Below are 16,993 nucleotides of genomic sequence, written 5' to 3'. Positions count from 1 at the left end.
ATGCCCCAACTTAATAGGAATTCGCAGGCTTTTTAGGCTGTAGATTTATTTAGTCGGCATACTTGTTGCCGTCTGCATCAATATAAATGGATTGAACAGCTGTACGGCGGTACGGATAACCTGCCTCTGTGGTGCCGCTAATTTCATAGGTTACAGAATAGATGCCGGGCTTGTCCGCTTTGGATAGCTCAATTTGCCCGTTAGGTTTAACCGTTTTTTGCTGTGCCGTCAAACCTTTAGGTGCAGAAGTGACTCCTTGCTGCGGATCACCATAATATTGAACTTGGTAGGTGACTTGTGTCACGCTGTCCGGGGAATCCTGTGTTTTCAGGTTTAGCTTCGGACCCACTGCATTCAGATTGTATTTCAGTTCAGGAACTTGAACAGCCTGGTAACGTGCAATCAGGAGATACGCTCCTTGATCAGGAACTGTGACGTTCAGTTTATAGGTGCCCGGTTTTGGATTTTGAATGACGGCGTTATGATGCCAGGCACCAGCAAAAATATCGTCATCATAGCCTGCTTTCAGATTAATAATTTCACTAGTACCGTCAGGCTTGGTTAGTTCCAGCTGACTCACACGTTTATCGCTGATCCAGTCCAGATCAATGGATTTGACACCATTTTCAACAGTGAGGGTTTCTGAGGCTTGTCCATTATAATCGCCGCCTCGAATAAAGTATGAATTGTCGATCTCGCTATAGGTGGCTTGTACAGCAGAAGCAGTCAGGGAAGATGCTGAAAGTGATTCAGTTTCCTGATTCAATGCTGGAGTGTTTGCTTGGAGGTAGGGTTGGATCAGGGAGAAAACGTAGGAGCCAGTACGAACCTTGGCATGATCCCAAGATCCGACTTTAACTACACGTCCGCCGGGAAGCTTAGCGTTGTCGACTGTGACCACTCCATCATTCTTACCAAAGGATGAGAGGTAAAGTCCGCCCATTATGTAGGAAGCAGTGCCACCAGACCAGTTATCACCAGCAAACGTGAAGAATGGAATTGTAGTCGCATTACTGAGTGCATCGGTCTTGGATCGGAAATACTTCATATAAGATGTTTGTAAAGTGGAGGTACCGGGATTTTGTGAGCCGACGATATCTGCCAGCCATCCGGCCCAGCTACTGTAGGCGAGATCTGCAAGTTGTGAGCCATGATGAGGACTGCTGAGGGTGATGACACGTTGTACATAGGGAGCGGCTCCGTTATATACGAGAGCGGTTTGAGTATCCACTCCACCTTTGCTGTGGGCGATAACGATAAGTTTTTTTCCAAAGTGATTACTGATGACCTTAATTTTGTCGGCTAAAAGCTTACCATTGTCCCACATATCTTGGGAGGTGCCATTTGTATCGTACAGATTAATGGTGGCTGTCTGGTATCCGGCGTCACGTGCACACTGAAGCATATCGTTATTATTCTTGGTCCAGACTTCAGCACTACTGTTCAAACCATGTACGAACAAAAGTGCTGGCTTGGTAGGATCAACGCGATTAGGTGGTGGGCCTTCTACCCAGCTTCCAGCGGGATCTTTCGGGGGTTGGGGGGTAGTGGAACCTGCAAAAGCGCCGACGGGGACAAGAGTTATTGATAACAAAAAAATGAGCATTAAAACAGTGATCTTTTTCAAACTGAAAATCCTCCTTTGTAAAATAAAGTATTTTTCAAGCTTATTATACATGCCATCTTGTGGTAAATCATCAATTGTATTTCATATTTACATTAAAATTTTATTTTTTTAGTCATTTTTTAGTCAGGATATCCCCATGATCCATGGCGCATGATAATCTCGTCACACATTTTATATGTATGGAGGATGAGTTCATGCCAGGAACTAAGAAGGTCATTAGTTTGACGATTTCTGCTGCTTTACTTGCAAGCATGGCTACTTTGACAGGATGTGGGACTGCGAATCATAACGTCCGCACGAACGCTACCCGCTATAACGCACAAAGCACGCACCATATGGATGGAGTGAATCGTTATGGCTTGGATGGTGTGAACCGTAATGGTATGGATGGTGTGAATCGTTACGGGGTTAAGTCGAATGGTATGGACGGGATGTCATTGAATGAAAATGGCAACCGAACCGGACATCCAGTCCGTAATCTGCAAGTCGATCGCAATTTGTCCAAACGTATATCCGAGATGCCGGATGTAAAGTCTGCGACAGTGCTGGTCGGTGAACGACATGCCTATGTAGCCGTTTCCTTGAAAGACCAAGCCAACGGAACAGGTGTCGGTGCTCCAAGTATTGACGGTACTCCAAGTGCAAACAGTACTGGACGTAACGGGAATGTACCGAGTGTGAATGGCGTTAATGGCACTAGAGGAAACCGTACTACGGATACTACAACGCCTGGAATGACAGACAATGGAGTTACCGGGAATGGAACACCTGCGCGTCGTGATGACGGTTTATTTGGTACGATGGGTACAGGATCGTACGGTATGTTGCGTGGCTTAACGGACAACAACAATCGCACAGATAACGGAAACACCACAATCGAGGGAGCAAGAACTGCATATGAACCAAGTGATGCAGTCAAGAGCCGTATCGCGAATAAAGTGAAGCAATTTGCACCTTCGATTGAACAGGTACATGTATCCGCTAACCCGGACTTTGTCAAACAAGCCACTGACTTTACACACAGTGTGCAAAATGGTCATCCGATTAGAGGCTTGAGCAATGGTATGATGGATGTAATTGAACGTGTATTCCCGACCTCGGCGGCTGATACAAACCGTCCAATGAATAATACAGCACCCACACGTCCACAAAATCATACCCCTGCCCCGATGAATCATCGCTAATTCAAACCCTATAATTGTGCAATGCCAAAGAAAGAGCTATCCATCTCAGCGAATACGCTGGTGGATAGCTCTTTAGTTTTGGGGGAATGATAACTATAACTGAATTATTTGCGCAATCCTTTAATCCATACGCCTTGCAGCTTTAAGTCTCCATCCAGTAACAGGATATCTGCTTGTTTACCTGCTTCAAGCGAACCTGTACGATCAGCAATGTGCAAGGATCGAGCCGGATTCAGGCTGGCCATTTGTGATGCCGCAGGAATACTCATACCCACGTGTTGAACCAAATACCGGAAGCCTTCAATCATCGTTAGTGTGCTTCCGGCCAATGTGACGCCATCCTCCAGTCGTGCTACATCGCCCTGCACAATCACTGGCAAATCGCCGAGTGTATATTTCCCGTCTTCGAGACCAGTAGCAGACATGGCATCGGTGATGAGAATGAGATTATGATCCTGTTTTAACCTAGCGAGCAGGGAAATGGCGGCGGGATGCACATGAATGCCGTCCGCGATGATTTCTGCTTCAATGCGCGGATCAGCAAGTACGGCTCCGGCGGCTCCCGGCTTGCGATGATGCAACGGAGTCATCGCATTAAACGCATGCACCGCATGGTTCAGCCCTGCCGTCGCTGCCTGTTCAACCTCTTCATACGTAGCATCCGTATGACCGAGAGCTGCGGTAATGCCATGGCTGCGCAGCCATGCAATCAGTTCCAGCGCTCCTTCCCGTTCGGGCGCAAGCGTGAGCTGGCGAACAAGGCCCGGGTAGCGCTGCTCCCATTCTGCTACCCATGAGAGATTCGGTGGCACGATATGTTCCGGGTTTTGCGCTCCCGGCCACTTCGGACTGATGAACGGTCCTTCCAAATGTACGCCCTCCAACTGAGCATAGGGCATAGGTAGTGCCATGTATGCGTGAACTTCACTCAATACCCGGTCAATCTGTTCCTTGGGCGCGGTCATCGTGGTAGCCAGCATAGCTGTCGTACCTTGTGAACCGTGAAAGGAGGTGATCGTATCCAGCACCCTCGGATCGGAGTCCATAAAGTCCTCACCGTTCCCGCCGTGAACATGAATATCAATAAAGCCTGGCAGCAGATAGCCTCCTTCCAAACGCACAATTTTGGCGGTTTTCGCTGCGCTTTCTTCCTGATTTGCGAAGACTAACGCTGTCCAATCGGCGGGCAAATTCGCTTCTGAACCAGCGTATACAATGGATTGCCCCTCAATGACGACAACCCCTTTTTCAATGATGTCATTCCCAACGACAACTTGCCCATACAGTAGCTGGGGTACGGTACCACTCATTTCATCTGACTTCAATTGAACCATTCTCCTGCCTCCTGATCTAATAAAATAAGTACGTTGGGATGGCATTGCAGCAGGGAAGCCGGACACGCTGTCGTGACGGGTCCAGTTAAAGCCTGCTTTATAATGTCAGCCTTATCCGCACCAAAAGCCACCAGTATAATTTGCTTCGCCTTAAGAATCGTGCCTACTCCCATCGTAACTGCTTGCCTGGGTACAGCATCTATTTCGCCAAAAAATCGAGCATTCGCCGAGCGCGTACTTTCTTTTAAATCTACAACATGTGTAGCTCCAGCCAAGCTGTGACCAGGTTCGTTAAAGCCGATATGTCCATTATGACCAATGCCAAGCAATTGCAGATCCACGGGGCCATGATCCAGAATAGCCTGCTCGTGCGCTGCACATTCTGCTGCCAGATCCAGTGCATTCCCGTCAGGGACACGTGTGTGGGATATCGGAATATCGATATGTTGGAACAAGTGCTCATTCATAAAGCTTCGATAGCTCTGCGGATGTTCTGGGGGAAGACCAACATACTCATCAAGATTCACGGAATAGGCGCGTGCAAAACTGACCTGTCCCTTGCGGTACATATCTGCAAGATGTCGGTAAATGCCAATCGGCGTACTACCGGTGGCCAGGCCAAGCATGGCCTGTGGTTTGGATTGCAGCAAGCTAGCGATCACAGCGGCGGCAGTAGCGTTCAGGTCTTCACGGCTGTTCAAAATGCGTATGTTCATCTTAGTGACCTCCCGGTTGTTTTTTGAGCTTGCTCACTTGTTGATATGAACCTTCCAATCTCGGAATATATTTGTCAAAATCCGCGCTCACCATACCTGTAAACAGAATATCTATGATATGAAGCTGGGCGATGCGGGAGGCCATATCCCCACGTCGCATTCCTTCCTCCAATGAGGAGGAAAATAGCGCAATATCCGCAAGGCCTGCCAGCGTGTTGTTTCCGAAGGAGGTCAGGGATAGTGTCTTGGCCCCTTGTTCCTTGGCGCAGCGTAGAGCCGCAATGGTCTCCTGGGTTTCTCCTGAATAAGAGACGGCAAAGGCGACATCTCCCACTCCGAGCGAGGAGGCAGAGGTAATCTGCATATGTGAATCTGCAAAGGCAGTGCTGTTCTTGCCAATACGGATGAGCTTCTGGTAAAAATCCTGCGCCACAATCGACGATGTCGCCATCCCATAGAGATCAATGCGGCTCGTGGCTGACAGCCATGCAATAGCCTGCTCCAGCTTGTCGTAATCCAGCAGTCGGGTCGTGTCTGCAATGGATGCGGTGTGGTTCGCCTGAATAGCTTGCACGATTCGGGGAAGTGAATTTCCGGCGACAATATCCTGATAGGATTCTTCACCATTACGGTTGGAATGGGACAACTCGGCGGCCAGCTTCATTTTGAAATCGGGATAGCCTTTAAAATGTAGTGATTTGCAAAACCGCGTAACGGTCGCTGCACTCACACCACAACGCTCTGACAGCTCCCGAATACCCAGATGCAACACATCTTCCGGGGATTGCAGGATGGATTCCGCCAGCTTGCGCTCCTGTACGGGAAGCAGCTCCAGTCTTTGGGCTAATGTATGAAGAATGGGGGACATGAGCTGTGCTCCTTTGGCTGTAGAGTATTTGTGTGAAAATAAATATCGTTTATAAGAATGATATTAAGAAAAACATTTTCACGTGTATTGTAAAATAATTCTGTCGCTCATGCAAGAGATGTGAGAAGAATTTTTATTAAATTTTGCGAAAAAATAGCCAGCGAAAATTGTAGAAGTTATCATACATTAATTTACATATTGCGAGTTTTACTTACAAAACAACCTATTGACTTGTCTCTTCATTGGAGGAGTATAATTGAATAAAGTTCCAGTGAAGGAATTTTTCTAGGAGCTTTCTTTGCAGAGGGCATCGTTGGGTGGAACGAACAGAATCTCATTCACAAGGAGGAGTTTGCTATGCAGAGCCAAGTGATTGAAATGATCAGCGCAGTCAAGGAAGATCCTGAACTGGTCGCAAAGCTGGATGGACATTCGGACATTATTCATGATGCGGGACTGGATTCGTTGCAGTTGGTTCATTTCATGCTGCAAGTGGAGGATGCATTTGATGTGGAGATTGATTTTGATTCCTTTGAGCTGGAGCATTTGAGCTCGGTAGATGCGTTTTGCAGCTACATTCAGGGGATCAGCGATGCGGAACAAGCGCCGCATCTGGAGGGAATGGAGACGGTCTGACGTACAGCTAGGTACATGTGCCTGAAAATCCATTAAACGAGGTGTTAGCATGCAGCCCAAAAGCAATGTGCTGATTGATGAGAAAGCGTTCAAGCTCATCAAGCGTAACCTGAAAAACGCTTCTGTATCTTACCGTAACGCCACACAGGACCCTACTTTCAAAACGGACATGCCCCAGACGATCGGCATTAAGCTGACTAACCGCTGCAACCTGAGATGTACACACTGCTTTGAATGGAACGAGGAAGGCTACCATCACCAAATGGATAAAGAAGAACAAAACATGGATCTTGCTCCGGACATGCTCCGGCAAATTTTGAGCGAAACCAAGGAAGCCAAGTCCAGACTGTACATGTGGGGCGGCGAACCGATGTTTCATCGACGTTTTGATGAAATTTTGGACGTGCTGGCGGAAGATCGGCGCGAAATGACCTTTTGTACAAATGGGTTACTTATTGATAAATATTTGGACCGGATTTTGGATTTGTCCGAAAATCTGGAGTTATTAATAGCGATTGAAGGTTTTGAAAGAGAACACGATTTAATCCGCGGTAAAGGCACTTTTCAAAAAACAATGCGGCAGATGGATAAGCTGATTGAACTGCGCGACCAGGGATTGTACAAGGGACGGGTGACTGTCCATGCGGTCATTAACGATAACATGATCGGACGGATGTACGAATTTCTGCAAATGCTGGAGGACAAAAGGCTGGATCTGGTGCTGCTGACGTTCCCCTGGTACATTTCCAAAGAAACCTCCCTCAAAATGGATGAATATTTTACACGTAATTTCTCCTGGCTCCGACAACTTGAAGAACAAAATATTAGTAGCTGGCATGCTTTCAAATATAAAATCAACCCGGATAACATCGATCCTCTGATGCATGAACTACAGCGGATCAATGAGCGAGTATGGAACATTCGCGTGCGCTATCAGCCCGGTTTGGATTATGAGGAAATTGATAAATTTATCCATGGCGAGGAAATGGTCAGTCGTTGTTCCAATCATTGTTTGGCGCTCACCTCCAGAACAGATATTTTACCAGACGGGAAGGTCATGCCTTGCAAATTTTTCAGTGAATTCACGATTGGAAGCATGCGTGAGCATAGTTTGAAGGAGATATGGAACTCGGATGCGTATGAGAAAACTCGTCAAAAGATTAATCATGAAGGATTGACTCCGGTGTGCTCCAAATGCAGCGTATTGTATCTGCATGGAGCAGGTTCTCTGAAGTACATTTAGTTTTCTATGGATGTTGTTTATTACTGGATGGAAGAGAGAGGGATGATGACAAGACGTGACGACTAAAACTATTAACCTTGTGGAAGCGCTTGCGCATGAACGAGACCATGGAGTCCTGATTTGGCTGTTTAATATCGGCGCAGAGCAAGTGTGGCATCCATCCCCCCGCAAGGGGGGTATGGTAGACCGGGATGAACAGCAAGTCGTAAACCGGATGGAGGAAATGAATCTCCTGCTATGTCGAAGTCAGGATGTCATTGTACTTCGGGAACAGCCGGATGAGGCGTTTCTGGACATGCTTCAACGGTTGGGCTTTAGCCTGCCGCGTATTGAGGTGCCGGAGCCTTCTGATCTGCTAACGCCGATTTCAGAGCTGGTGCTGGCGGATAAGGCGCTTTTGGCACGACTGCGTACGGTTGCAGATGCAGGCCACAGCAGCGGCGGAGCCAAAGCGTGGCTCGTCCCCTATGCGGTCACACCGCAGGAGGAAGCGATCGCGGAGCTTTGCGGGCTAGAGCTGATCGGCGCTCCATCCGCGGTCAGTGCTCAGGTGAATGATAAAATATTCAGCCGCCTGACCGCGCAAAAGCTTGGTTTTGCTGTCAGCGAAGGCGCTGTATGTGCAGACGAATCGGCGATCCGCAGGGAGTGTGCCAGACTGGCTGACTTATCGGATGGACCTGTGAAGCTGATTATCAAGCAGCCGCACGGTGCCTCGGGACAAGGCATGTATATGCTGGACGAGCTGTCCAAGCTGGACACGCTGCTGAGTGTGATGAGGCGCTTTGGCGGCTCGTCGCCATCTTCCGGCGGCTGGCTGGTGGAGCGCTGGCACAATAAGCAGATGGATCTGAACTACCAGCTCTGCATTGACGAGGGCGGTGGTGTGACGATGTTTTCGCTAAAAAGGCAAAACGTGGATGGCACCGTATATATCGGCTCTCAAGTGCCAGCTGAGATTGGTGATGCGCTGGAGGAAGAAGTGAGACGCTGCGCCTATCAGCTGGGTACGTATCTTTATTCCATTGGGTATACGGGAATGGCCTCTATTGACGGTTTTGTTGACGAAGAAGGTTTGCTGGTTCCAGTCATTGAGATTAACGGTAGGTTTACGTTGTCTACCTATATTTCGTTCCTGTCATCCGTCCTGGGAGAACAGCATAAAACATTATCCCGTTATTACCGCAACGTTACCGCTACACCTCTCACCTACAGTCGCTTGTGCGGGCTGCTCGCGGAGGAAGGCTTGCTCTATACGCCCGAACGTCCAGAAGGGGTGTTTGTGTATACTGCGGGTACATTGTCTGGTATTCCTGTGAAGCGGGGCTATGTGAACCGGATTTTCACACTTATTTTGGCAGACAGCTGGCAGGAAGCTGATGCTTATGCGCACAAATTGGAAGGTATCATTGCTGGATTAGGATGCTCATAAATGGGAGGGAATCAAAAATGAAAACAGATGTATACCATGTAGTACCCTTGCTGGAAAAGGTTTTGAAGCTGGCTCCGGGAGAGCTGGAACAGTTGACTCCGGATCAGGATCTGCGAACCTTGGGGCTGAATTCCTTATCCGCTGTGGAATTAATTGTAGAGTTGGAAAATGAGCTTGATATTACGATGGAGGACGACGATCTAGTGCTGGAGCATCTATCTACACTGCAAGGCATTGAGCGTCTGCTGAGCAAATATGCATAAAGGCGCTGAAAAGACAAGGTTGATGCAGGAATCCGATATGAAAACTCGTCATGATTCCGTTGTGGACTATGGTGCAGAAGAAGTGGCAAATGCGCTTCCGGGGAAGCATTGTGTATATTCTTCCCTGCGTACCTCATTGCGGAGGTACGGGGTGACCATGGCCGAATCCGAGCTATTCATGCTGTGTGGGAGTATGTGCGCAGAGTATGGTGGAGATTTGAAGCGCTTCGGACCTGAGAAATATCCAGAGCAGCTTCAAGAAATGGCAGCTAGTGGCGGACCTGTTATTCGGGTGGAACCGTGGGTCGCTGGTGTCAGTGATGAAACTGACCTGTTGCGAGTACTCACATCGGGCTACGGTACCATGCTGCATACGTCGAGCACCGCCTTAACCTATCACGATGTATATGTAAAAAATTACCCAAGGGGCCACGTGATAGAGTTGTGCGGATTGGACTTGCAAGAACGAACAGCACAGGTGAATGATAGCTTCCTGCTCGATTCCTCGGGACATGCCATGACTTATGTGGGCTCAGCCCGGCTCGACGATCTGATGCAGGGCATTATTGAGTATGCATGGCTGGTGGAGCAGCCTGCCCCGCTTTCGCCAAGTGAGATGCATGCTGCGTGTGCTCATCATATTCGACAGTATTTGACTGGACACGAAGCCATCTGGAGAGGCGTACCTACGTCTAATGAGTCGGAAAGTCAAACAGGGAAAGCTGTAACAGGCAATCAGGTCAAGCGGGGAGATGAGGGGTACCGGGCATTTGTTGATGACTTCCGTCGGTTGGCAAACATGGAGGATCAGGATTTTCGGACGTACTGTCATGAAATCTATTACAATCTGCGATTGGGCAGTGCCCTTCATTTGACGGATTATACAGCTGATTATTGCATGCTGCATCAAGCCACGCTGGGGCCGCAAACACAGCATGTAATTGAATTGGCGCAGGCACTGTACGCGGATTGGCACAAGCTTAATCTGCATATTTACAAAACAGGGCTTCAACTGCGCAAGCATCGGATGCCTGAAATCACGGAACGAGCTTTGCATTTAATTGAAAGACAGCGGCATATGCTGGAGGAACTGATGATTTTAGCAGAGCAAGCAGCCGAGTAGTCCAAGTATTCGGCCGTATCAGACACAGGTGTCCTGCACAGAGGAAAGAGGAGGGGAATTGATTGCCGTCCATTACATTAAACCAATTGTCGAAAACATTTACGTACTACAAAAAGGAGCCGGGCGTGCGCAAATCGTTACAAAACTTGTTCAGGCGTGAGCAGCTGACCAAAGAGGCTGTGCAAAATGTCAGCTTTAGCATTGAGGAAGGCGAAATTGTCGGATTTCTCGGTCCAAACGGGGCGGGTAAAACAACGACGCTCAAAATGCTGTCTGGCATTCTCCATCCCACGGACGGGGAGGCATCGGTACTCGGCTTTACCCCGTGGAAACGACAAAAAGAGTTTAAACGTCAGTTTTCCATTGTAATGGGACAGAAAAACCAGCTCTGGTGGGATTTGCCTGCAAGTGAGTCATTCGAGCTGAACAAGCTTATCTATGAAATCGATGAAAACCGTTATAAAGAGGCGCTGGATGAACTGGTCACTCTGCTTGGGGTGGAGGAGCAGCTTCATGTGCAGGTTCGGCGGCTGTCTCTCGGCGAGCGTATGAAAATGGAACTGATTGCAGCGCTGCTGCATCGTCCACGGGTCATTTTGCTGGATGAGCCGACCATCGGACTGGACCTTGTCTCTCAGCGGCGGATTCGAGAGTTTTTCAAAGCCTATAACCGCACGCACCGGACGACCATCCTGCTGACAAGCCACTATATGAAGGATATTGAGGATTTGTGCAGTAGATCCATCATTATCAGCGGGGGCAGATTGGTCTATGACGGAGATTTACACCAGGTGAATGAGGTCATCGGTGCTCGTAAATTACTTAAGGTTCGACTGGAGACCCCCGTATCCAACCTAACGTTGGCGAGCCTCGGCAAACTTCGCTCTAACTCGGAGCTGGAGGCGGTATTTGAGTTGGACGCAGAAGATACCTTGGCTTGGTCCAAAAAGATTTTGGACGCACTGCCTGTCGTTGACTTTACGATTGAGGACGTCCCGCTGGAAGAGGGGATAGCCAATTTGTACGATGGGGGCAGGCTGGCCGATGCGAAATAACAAATATGTGAAGGTGCTCCAGCTTGGCATGCAAAACGAAATGGAGTATCGGGCTAATTATTGGCTCCAAATGGCGGGATTTATGCTGCCGATCATGACACAAATTTTTCTCTGGCTAGCTGTATTCGGTTCTTCGGGACAAGCAAGAGTGCTGGGCTACTCTCTGCCAGAAATGCTGGTGTATGTGGTCATGGCGGGAGTCACTGGGAAACTGATCGCTACGGGCTTTGAATACGAAATTGCTACAGATATCAAGGAGGGCGGACTGGCAAAATTCATGGTACAGCCTGTGCATTATTTCGCTTACCGTTTTTGCCGGTTTATCGGAGGCAAAGTCATACAGTCCGCGGTCGTGCTACTGGCGGCTGCTATTTTGCTGTTATGTCTTAGCCTGGAAGGACAAATCAGCTTCGGGCTATCGTACATCTTGCTTTACATATTGGCGTTGCCGGGAGCGCTTGTGCTTAATTTTGTGGTCTATTATGCGCTGAGCGGCATAGCCTTTTGGGTGACGGAATCGGCGGGACTATTTTATACGCTGTCGCTTGTCATTTACGTAGCTAGCGGTACCGTGTTTCCGCTGACGATTTTTGGAGATGTTTTGGCCCGTCTGTTCAGTCTGCTACCGTTCAGCTACACCGTATTTTTTCCGGTGAATGCGTTGACGGGCAAGCTGACTGTGCTGGAAGCCGCTAAAGGCATTGGCGTACAATGGCTCTGGATTGTAGCGCTGGCGGCCCTATCACGCTGGGTGTGGCAAGCCGGGGTCAAACGCTTTGTCTCGGTGGGGGGGTAACATGAAAAATGTTTTCCGAAACGTTAGGCGCTACGTCAGACTGTACTGGAAATTTGTCCAGTTTTCCGTCATGTCGCAGATGGAATACCGCATTAATTTTATAACTGCATTTCTGGTTGAAACGGCTTATTTGCTCATCAAGCTGCTTTACGCATCAGTTCCATACCGCGCCGGGACAGACATTAATGGCTGGTCTCCTGACGCCATATTGTTATATATCGGCGTGTTTACGATGATGAGCGGATTTTATAGTGGATTGTTCTACAGTAATTTTACAAGCCTGCCTGACAAAATTCGTACCGGCTCACTGGATGTGCTCATGACCAAACCCGTATCGCTGCAATTTATGGTGACACTGCGTCAATTTGAACTGGGCTATACCGTGCCGAATGTAATTGGCGGCGGAATTATGACGGGGATCGGCTGGTATCGACTCGGATTGCCGTTTAATTTTGAAACCGCAGGAGGGTTTTCTGTGCTGCTCGGATGCGGAGTGCTTACGGCATACTCCGTATTTTTGCTCCCCCAACTGTTGGCCTTCTGGATTATCCGGACGAACGGTGTTACAGAGCTGTCCAACAGCATATTCGAGACAAACTATGTGCCGATGGCCGTATATAGTAATCTGATTCAACGTATCGGTTTGTTCGTGCTTCCGGTGTTTGTCATTTGTAATTTTCCGCCCATGTTCATTCTCGGCAAAATGGAAACCGGGTTAGTGGTATGGGCATTTCTCGCACCTCTCTGGCTGCTGGCGATCATCCGCCTGATATGGCAGTTTGCTCTACGTGATTATACGAGCGCGAGCCAGTAGCGCTACCGTGTAGTAGGCCAATAATGAAGCAGGAAAGGAAGCGAATCATATGAATGCGATACCGAATCAGCGTCATTTGTATATGGGAACGTTCGAAGCGGAGGTTTACTGGCGGGATGCCCAGTTAGCTTCCCTGCCAGCCCTCCCTGACCGGGCTTCTTCTGCGATTGTAGCAGCCATGGATGAACTGCTGTTCAGCTTTTGCCAGCCAGGAGATGCGTTATTGACCCGTTATGCCATTTCGCCCGTACATCGTCAGTATATCGCGCAGTTGGGCTTTCATCCGGCTGTCAACGAACGAGATTTGACCGACGGAATGGAGCGTGCAGGTAACGTATCAGCCGCTTCAGTATTTGAACTGCTGGGCAGTCGTAAGGCCGATGCTGGAGAGGGGTTTCCTCAACTGGAAGGCTGTGTGCTTAGCCCGTTTGCGGGTTTACCGCATGTGGAGGAGGCTGCACGTGCTTGGGGTATAACACTGCATCAGCCTCCGCTGGAAACGATTCGCAAGGTAAATGCCAAAACGTATTCCTCTGATCTGAAACGCAGTCTCGGTCTGCGCAACCCGGGCTATATTGTGACTTCGTTTGCAGATGTCGCTGAGGCGGGGCGTAAGCTGCTGCGGGATGGAAGCTTTTTAATCAAGGATGATTTTGGCGTATCGGGCAAAGGAAACCTGCACATTACCTCGACACAAATGCTGGACCGGATCGTATCGTATTTGCGTGGACAGGAGCGTAAAGGCAAACAGGTGCTTTTCCTTTTGGAGCCTTTTCAGGAGAAAAAGCAGGATTTTTCATGCCAATTTACGATTGGTGATGATGGAAGTGTCGATATCCTATCTGTACAATGGCTGGCTAATACTCAATTCTCTTATCGGGAATCCTTGTCGCCGGACGTGGCTTTTTTAGAGCGGCTGGAGCGCGAGGGCTATTTTAGCTTAATGCAGGATGTGGGACGGCAATTGTATCAGGATGGTTATTATGGCGATGTATGCATTGATTCCATGACACTTCGTGGTGGGAAGCTGGAGCCTATTATCGAAATTAATGCCAGAAAGTCGATGAGTTTGATCAAGCATCAGCTCGATACCTTTCTGGCCGGGAAAAATATGCGTGGCACGCTGACGAATTATTCACTGTCCCATGATGGCAGTTTATCCTATGAAGAACTGCTGGAAGGGCTGAAAGGTGAAGGATTGTTGTTCACAGGTGAACGCGAAGAAGGTGTCATGCCTCTGGGTGCCAATACATTATATGTGAACACAGGTGGACGAGATGGCGAGAACAAGATTGTGGGCCATACAAGCACGCCAAGCAGAAATGCAACCGGGCGCGGAGGCAGATCGCCTGCCAAGCAGGTTCGTGTGAGCGGGATTGGGGCCAGCGATGGCGGATCAGAAGGGAACGGCATGGCTAAGCCGGACTTGAATGGTAAAAAAGAAACGGATGGAAGCGAACGGGCACGAGGTAAGGGGCGTCTTTATGTAGAGCTGGTTGCTGCGAGCGATGAGGATAAAATGCGATTGACTACAAAGCTGGAGCGTTTTTTGGCAGAGCATCATTTTACAGTGCTGAATTAAACGGGAGGCGTATGAGCATGCGTAAGAGTACGGATAAGCTTATGAAGGTAACGATTTTGTGTTCCGGTTTCGGATTGGGCTTTTATACCCCTGGCTTGTTGTTGCAAGCGGGTCTTCGCAGGCTGGGCGTGGATACGGCGATTCATGTATTTGAAAATGTACTGCCAGAATCGGCCCGACTCAAGGTCGACAAAAGCCGCAAAGCTTACCATGACAATTTTGCGGTGGCCTTAATGTCTCAGAAGGTTCCGCAAGATATGCGTAATTCACTGGATTTCGCTGCGATGGAAGTGCTGCTGAACCAATGGATGGAGGAGGATCGGCGGTATTTTATATGCTTATCCGGTCATTGGATGTATGTACTGGAGGAGTATCGTAAGCGCAGAGAACCGGAGTCGGTGCATGTGGACATCGTGTACATGGATTCGACACCTTCTCCTTCCTGGAAAAATCTAGCCAAGCATAACCCGCGTTTTGCGGATGGCTGTGGAGAAATGGCCCTTTTTGAAAATGATAAGAATAGAGTCAGCCACTATATTGATGTACCGGCCGTGGAGTATGTACCGTTTGAAGCACGGCAATCCCGCTTATTCGTACATGGTGGCGGTTGGGGGATGGGCACCTACCGTGACAAGGTTGGACGGTTGGAAGAAGCGGGCTGGGAGCTGGATCTGCTGTTGTATGATCAGGATCAACCGGATGAACAGCGGGACAGTATACGCTATTTTCAGATGGATCCGCAGTGGAGGACATGGCAGCGTAATGAAGCCGGGGAGCATACATTTCCGCCTTTCGGAGAGGTGAAAAAGGGCGAGAAGACCGTGTATCAGGTCGGACCGGATTACCATAACATGCTGGACCAAGCATGTCGTGTCCAGGCCATTGTCAGCAAGCCAGGAGGTGGTAGCCTAACCGATTCGTTCGCTACAGCCACTCCACTCATTATGCTGGAGCCATTTGGTGTACATGAAAAGCATAATGCAGATCTATGGGAACGGCTGGGACTTGGTATGCGGTACGATACGTGGATACAAACCTATGATGGCAGTGCTCAGATACTGGAGGATATGCATCGCAGGATCGTAGAGCTGCGCAGTCGAACGCCGCGTTATATAGAGTCCTATGTGAATAGCATCCAAATGCCAGCAGGCTCACCGGGAATGGAGCAGGGATCATGAACGCTGCGACGGCTGCGCAAGAGCCTGCGATGCGAGATATTCGCTTTGGGATCATTGGCTGTTCTGCCATTGCTCCCCGTGCGTTGCTGGAACCGATCCGACATGTTGCAGGGGCACGCGTGACCGCGCTTGCGAACCGCACGGTTGCCAAGGCAGGAGAAATGGCAGATCGTTTTGGCGTCAGTGTCGTTTATCGGCATGCTGAGGATATGCTAAAGGACCCGGAGATCGATGCTGTATATATTGCGCTCAGCAACGACTTACATGCCGAGTGGATTGACAAAGCACTACGGGCTCATAAGCATGTGCTGGTGGAAAAGCCGTTATGCCTGAATACGGCCGATCTGGCTCCCTTGGCAGCAACAGTCGAACAGAGCAGTGCTTACCTGCTGGAGGGAGTCATGGTGCAGCACCATCCTTGGCAGCATGAGCTGCGGAGGATCGTAGAATCGGGGCGTTATGGTCGCTTACGCTCCATAGAGACGAGTCTATGTATTCCGGCAAAAGAAGGACATGTGGACAATTACAGATCTCGTCCGGAGCAGGGTGGGGGATGCTTTTGGGATCTGGGCGTGTACTGGCTGCAGCTGCTTCAAGCGGTCGTTGGATTGGAGCAGGCGGAATTCCACAGTCAATCGGATTTCGATGGTCCTCATGGCTGTGACTGGACATTTCGTGCGCAAGCCCGTTATCCGAGCGGAATAGAGGCATCTGCCCTCTTTTCATTCGAGCGGCCCTATCACTGTGCTCATGTACTGACCTTTGATTCGGCAGTAGTCACCTTGAAGGATTGCTTTCGGGCAAATTTAGGCTTTTACAAAATGACACTCAGGACGGAAATAAAGAAGGATATCATGCCGAATATAACAGATATGGACGCACTGCCTGTGTTATCACAGACATCTTCGCATACCAAAACGGTTTTCGAGCCTATGAACTATTATGTTAATCAGTTGAATACCTTTTGTAGCATCATCCGGGGAGAAGCGGAGCCCATTCCATTTCGCGAGGCTGCTGAACGCGTCAGACTGCTGGCAGCCATTCATGAAGCAGCACGCTCGGGCGAGACGATTTATGCAGTATAGTATGATTGTGTTTTCGAGCGGAGGGAAGCAAATGATGCAAAATACGGAGTATCAAGG

The 16,993-nt window shown here is 49.1% G+C and carries 16 protein-coding genes; 12 read left to right on the top strand and 4 right to left on the bottom strand.

Going from position 1 to position 16,993, the window contains the following annotated elements:
- Window positions 1-49 precede the first annotated feature (49 nt).
- On the bottom strand, window positions 50-1,627 hold the full coding sequence (locus MKY16_RS19360; RefSeq protein WP_340956680.1) for an esterase/lipase family protein: 1,578 nt from the start codon (window positions 1,625-1,627) through the stop codon (window positions 50-52).
- Window positions 1,628-1,821: 194 nt separating this feature from the next.
- Between MKY16_RS19360 and MKY16_RS19355 the strand changes: the two genes are divergently transcribed.
- Window positions 1,822-2,811 carry a YhcN/YlaJ family sporulation lipoprotein gene (locus MKY16_RS19355; protein WP_029518322.1) on the top strand — a complete coding sequence of 330 codons (990 nt, stop codon included), beginning with the start codon at window positions 1,822-1,824 and terminating at the stop codon, window positions 2,809-2,811.
- Between the two features lie 104 nt (window positions 2,812-2,915).
- Here the strand turns inward: MKY16_RS19355 and nagA are convergent, their stop codons facing one another.
- The 3 genes from nagA to MKY16_RS19340 are packed head-to-tail and all read right to left on the bottom strand — an operon-like array spanning window position 2,916 to window position 5,729.
- Complete coding sequence (gene nagA / locus MKY16_RS19350; RefSeq protein WP_081317555.1) at window positions 2,916-4,136, bottom strand: N-acetylglucosamine-6-phosphate deacetylase; 1,221 nt, start codon at window positions 4,134-4,136, stop codon at window positions 2,916-2,918.
- Window positions 4,133-4,861, bottom strand: a complete 729-nt coding sequence (nagB, locus tag MKY16_RS19345; protein WP_340956678.1) for a glucosamine-6-phosphate deaminase — start codon at window positions 4,859-4,861, stop codon at window positions 4,133-4,135. The genes nagA and nagB overlap by 4 nt, the downstream gene beginning before the upstream one ends.
- 1 nt (window position 4,862) lies before the next feature.
- Window positions 4,863-5,729: a MurR/RpiR family transcriptional regulator gene (locus MKY16_RS19340; protein ID WP_340956677.1), complete on the bottom strand. Its 867-nt coding sequence runs from the start codon at window positions 5,727-5,729 to the stop codon at window positions 4,863-4,865.
- Window positions 5,730-6,086: 357 nt separating this feature from the next.
- Between MKY16_RS19340 and MKY16_RS19335 the strand changes: the two genes are divergently transcribed.
- From MKY16_RS19335 to MKY16_RS19285, 11 genes are all read left to right on the top strand, one after another.
- On the top strand, window positions 6,087-6,365 hold the full coding sequence (locus tag MKY16_RS19335; RefSeq protein ID WP_013311713.1) for an acyl carrier protein: 279 nt from the start codon (window positions 6,087-6,089) through the stop codon (window positions 6,363-6,365).
- 49 nt (window positions 6,366-6,414) lie between these two features.
- A complete protein-coding gene (locus MKY16_RS19330) occupies window positions 6,415-7,608 on the top strand; it encodes a radical SAM/SPASM domain-containing protein (RefSeq protein WP_340956675.1) in 1,194 nt (397 codons plus the stop codon).
- A 55-nt stretch (window positions 7,609-7,663) separates the two neighbouring features.
- Complete coding sequence (locus tag MKY16_RS19325) at window positions 7,664-9,040, top strand: peptide ligase PGM1-related protein (protein WP_340956673.1); 1,377 nt, start codon at window positions 7,664-7,666, stop codon at window positions 9,038-9,040.
- A 17-nt stretch (window positions 9,041-9,057) separates the two neighbouring features.
- The gene (locus tag MKY16_RS19320; protein WP_013311710.1) at window positions 9,058-9,303 is read left to right on the top strand and encodes an acyl carrier protein; all 246 of its coding nucleotides are present in this window, start codon (window positions 9,058-9,060) and stop codon (window positions 9,301-9,303) included.
- Between the two features lie 37 nt (window positions 9,304-9,340).
- Window positions 9,341-10,426, top strand: a complete 1,086-nt coding sequence (locus tag MKY16_RS19315) for a hypothetical protein (RefSeq protein WP_340956671.1) — start codon at window positions 9,341-9,343, stop codon at window positions 10,424-10,426.
- A 62-nt stretch (window positions 10,427-10,488) separates the two neighbouring features.
- Window positions 10,489-11,481 (top strand): ABC transporter ATP-binding protein, encoded by a 993-nt coding sequence (locus MKY16_RS19310; RefSeq protein ID WP_340956668.1) that lies wholly within the window; start codon window positions 10,489-10,491, stop codon window positions 11,479-11,481.
- On the top strand, window positions 11,471-12,277 hold the full coding sequence (locus MKY16_RS19305) for an ABC transporter permease (RefSeq protein WP_029518331.1): 807 nt from the start codon (window positions 11,471-11,473) through the stop codon (window positions 12,275-12,277). Before MKY16_RS19310 ends, MKY16_RS19305 begins: the two co-directional genes overlap by 11 nt.
- A gap of 1 nt (window position 12,278) precedes the next feature.
- Entirely contained in the window at window positions 12,279-13,091 is an 813-nt protein-coding gene (locus tag MKY16_RS19300; RefSeq protein ID WP_340956666.1) for an ABC transporter permease, read from the top strand.
- 49 nt (window positions 13,092-13,140) lie between these two features.
- Complete coding sequence (locus MKY16_RS19295; RefSeq protein ID WP_340956663.1) at window positions 13,141-14,673, top strand: hypothetical protein; 1,533 nt, start codon at window positions 13,141-13,143, stop codon at window positions 14,671-14,673.
- A 17-nt stretch (window positions 14,674-14,690) separates the two neighbouring features.
- Window positions 14,691-15,851 (top strand): UDP-glucuronosyltransferase, encoded by a 1,161-nt coding sequence (locus tag MKY16_RS19290; protein ID WP_340956661.1) that lies wholly within the window; start codon window positions 14,691-14,693, stop codon window positions 15,849-15,851.
- A complete protein-coding gene (locus tag MKY16_RS19285) occupies window positions 15,848-16,936 on the top strand; it encodes a Gfo/Idh/MocA family protein (protein WP_340956659.1) in 1,089 nt (362 codons plus the stop codon). The genes MKY16_RS19290 and MKY16_RS19285 overlap by 4 nt, the downstream gene beginning before the upstream one ends.
- Window positions 16,937-16,993: the final 57 nt, after the last annotated feature.

Source organism: Paenibacillus sp. FSL L8-0641, assembly GCF_038006265.1.
In the GTDB taxonomy this organism is placed as follows: Bacteria; Bacillota; Bacilli; order Paenibacillales; family Paenibacillaceae; genus Paenibacillus; species Paenibacillus polymyxa_D.
Note: the sequence above shows the minus strand (reverse complement) of the source record. Positions and strands in the feature narration are given on the sequence as shown.

What these genes read in the sequence shown, in the direction of transcription:
- MKY16_RS19355 (WP_029518322.1), top strand. Translation starts at nt 1,822, where the DNA reads ATGCCAGGAACTAAGAAGGTCATTAGTTTGACGATTTCTGCTGCTTTA.
- nagB (WP_340956678.1), bottom strand. Translation starts at nt 4,861, where the DNA reads ATGAACATACGCATTTTGAACAGCCGTGAAGACCTGAACGCTACTGCC.
- MKY16_RS19340 (WP_340956677.1), bottom strand. Translation starts at nt 5,729, where the DNA reads ATGTCCCCCATTCTTCATACATTAGCCCAAAGACTGGAGCTGCTTCCC.
- MKY16_RS19335 (WP_013311713.1), top strand. Translation starts at nt 6,087, where the DNA reads ATGCAGAGCCAAGTGATTGAAATGATCAGCGCAGTCAAGGAAGATCCT.
- MKY16_RS19330 (WP_340956675.1), top strand. Translation starts at nt 6,415, where the DNA reads ATGCAGCCCAAAAGCAATGTGCTGATTGATGAGAAAGCGTTCAAGCTC.
- MKY16_RS19320 (WP_013311710.1), top strand. Translation starts at nt 9,058, where the DNA reads ATGAAAACAGATGTATACCATGTAGTACCCTTGCTGGAAAAGGTTTTG.
- MKY16_RS19315 (WP_340956671.1), top strand. Translation starts at nt 9,341, where the DNA reads ATGAAAACTCGTCATGATTCCGTTGTGGACTATGGTGCAGAAGAAGTG.
- MKY16_RS19305 (WP_029518331.1), top strand. Translation starts at nt 11,471, where the DNA reads ATGCGAAATAACAAATATGTGAAGGTGCTCCAGCTTGGCATGCAAAAC.
- MKY16_RS19300 (WP_340956666.1), top strand. Translation starts at nt 12,279, where the DNA reads ATGAAAAATGTTTTCCGAAACGTTAGGCGCTACGTCAGACTGTACTGG.
- MKY16_RS19295 (WP_340956663.1), top strand. Translation starts at nt 13,141, where the DNA reads ATGAATGCGATACCGAATCAGCGTCATTTGTATATGGGAACGTTCGAA.
- MKY16_RS19290 (WP_340956661.1), top strand. Translation starts at nt 14,691, where the DNA reads ATGCGTAAGAGTACGGATAAGCTTATGAAGGTAACGATTTTGTGTTCC.
- MKY16_RS19285 (WP_340956659.1), top strand. Translation starts at nt 15,848, where the DNA reads ATGAACGCTGCGACGGCTGCGCAAGAGCCTGCGATGCGAGATATTCGC.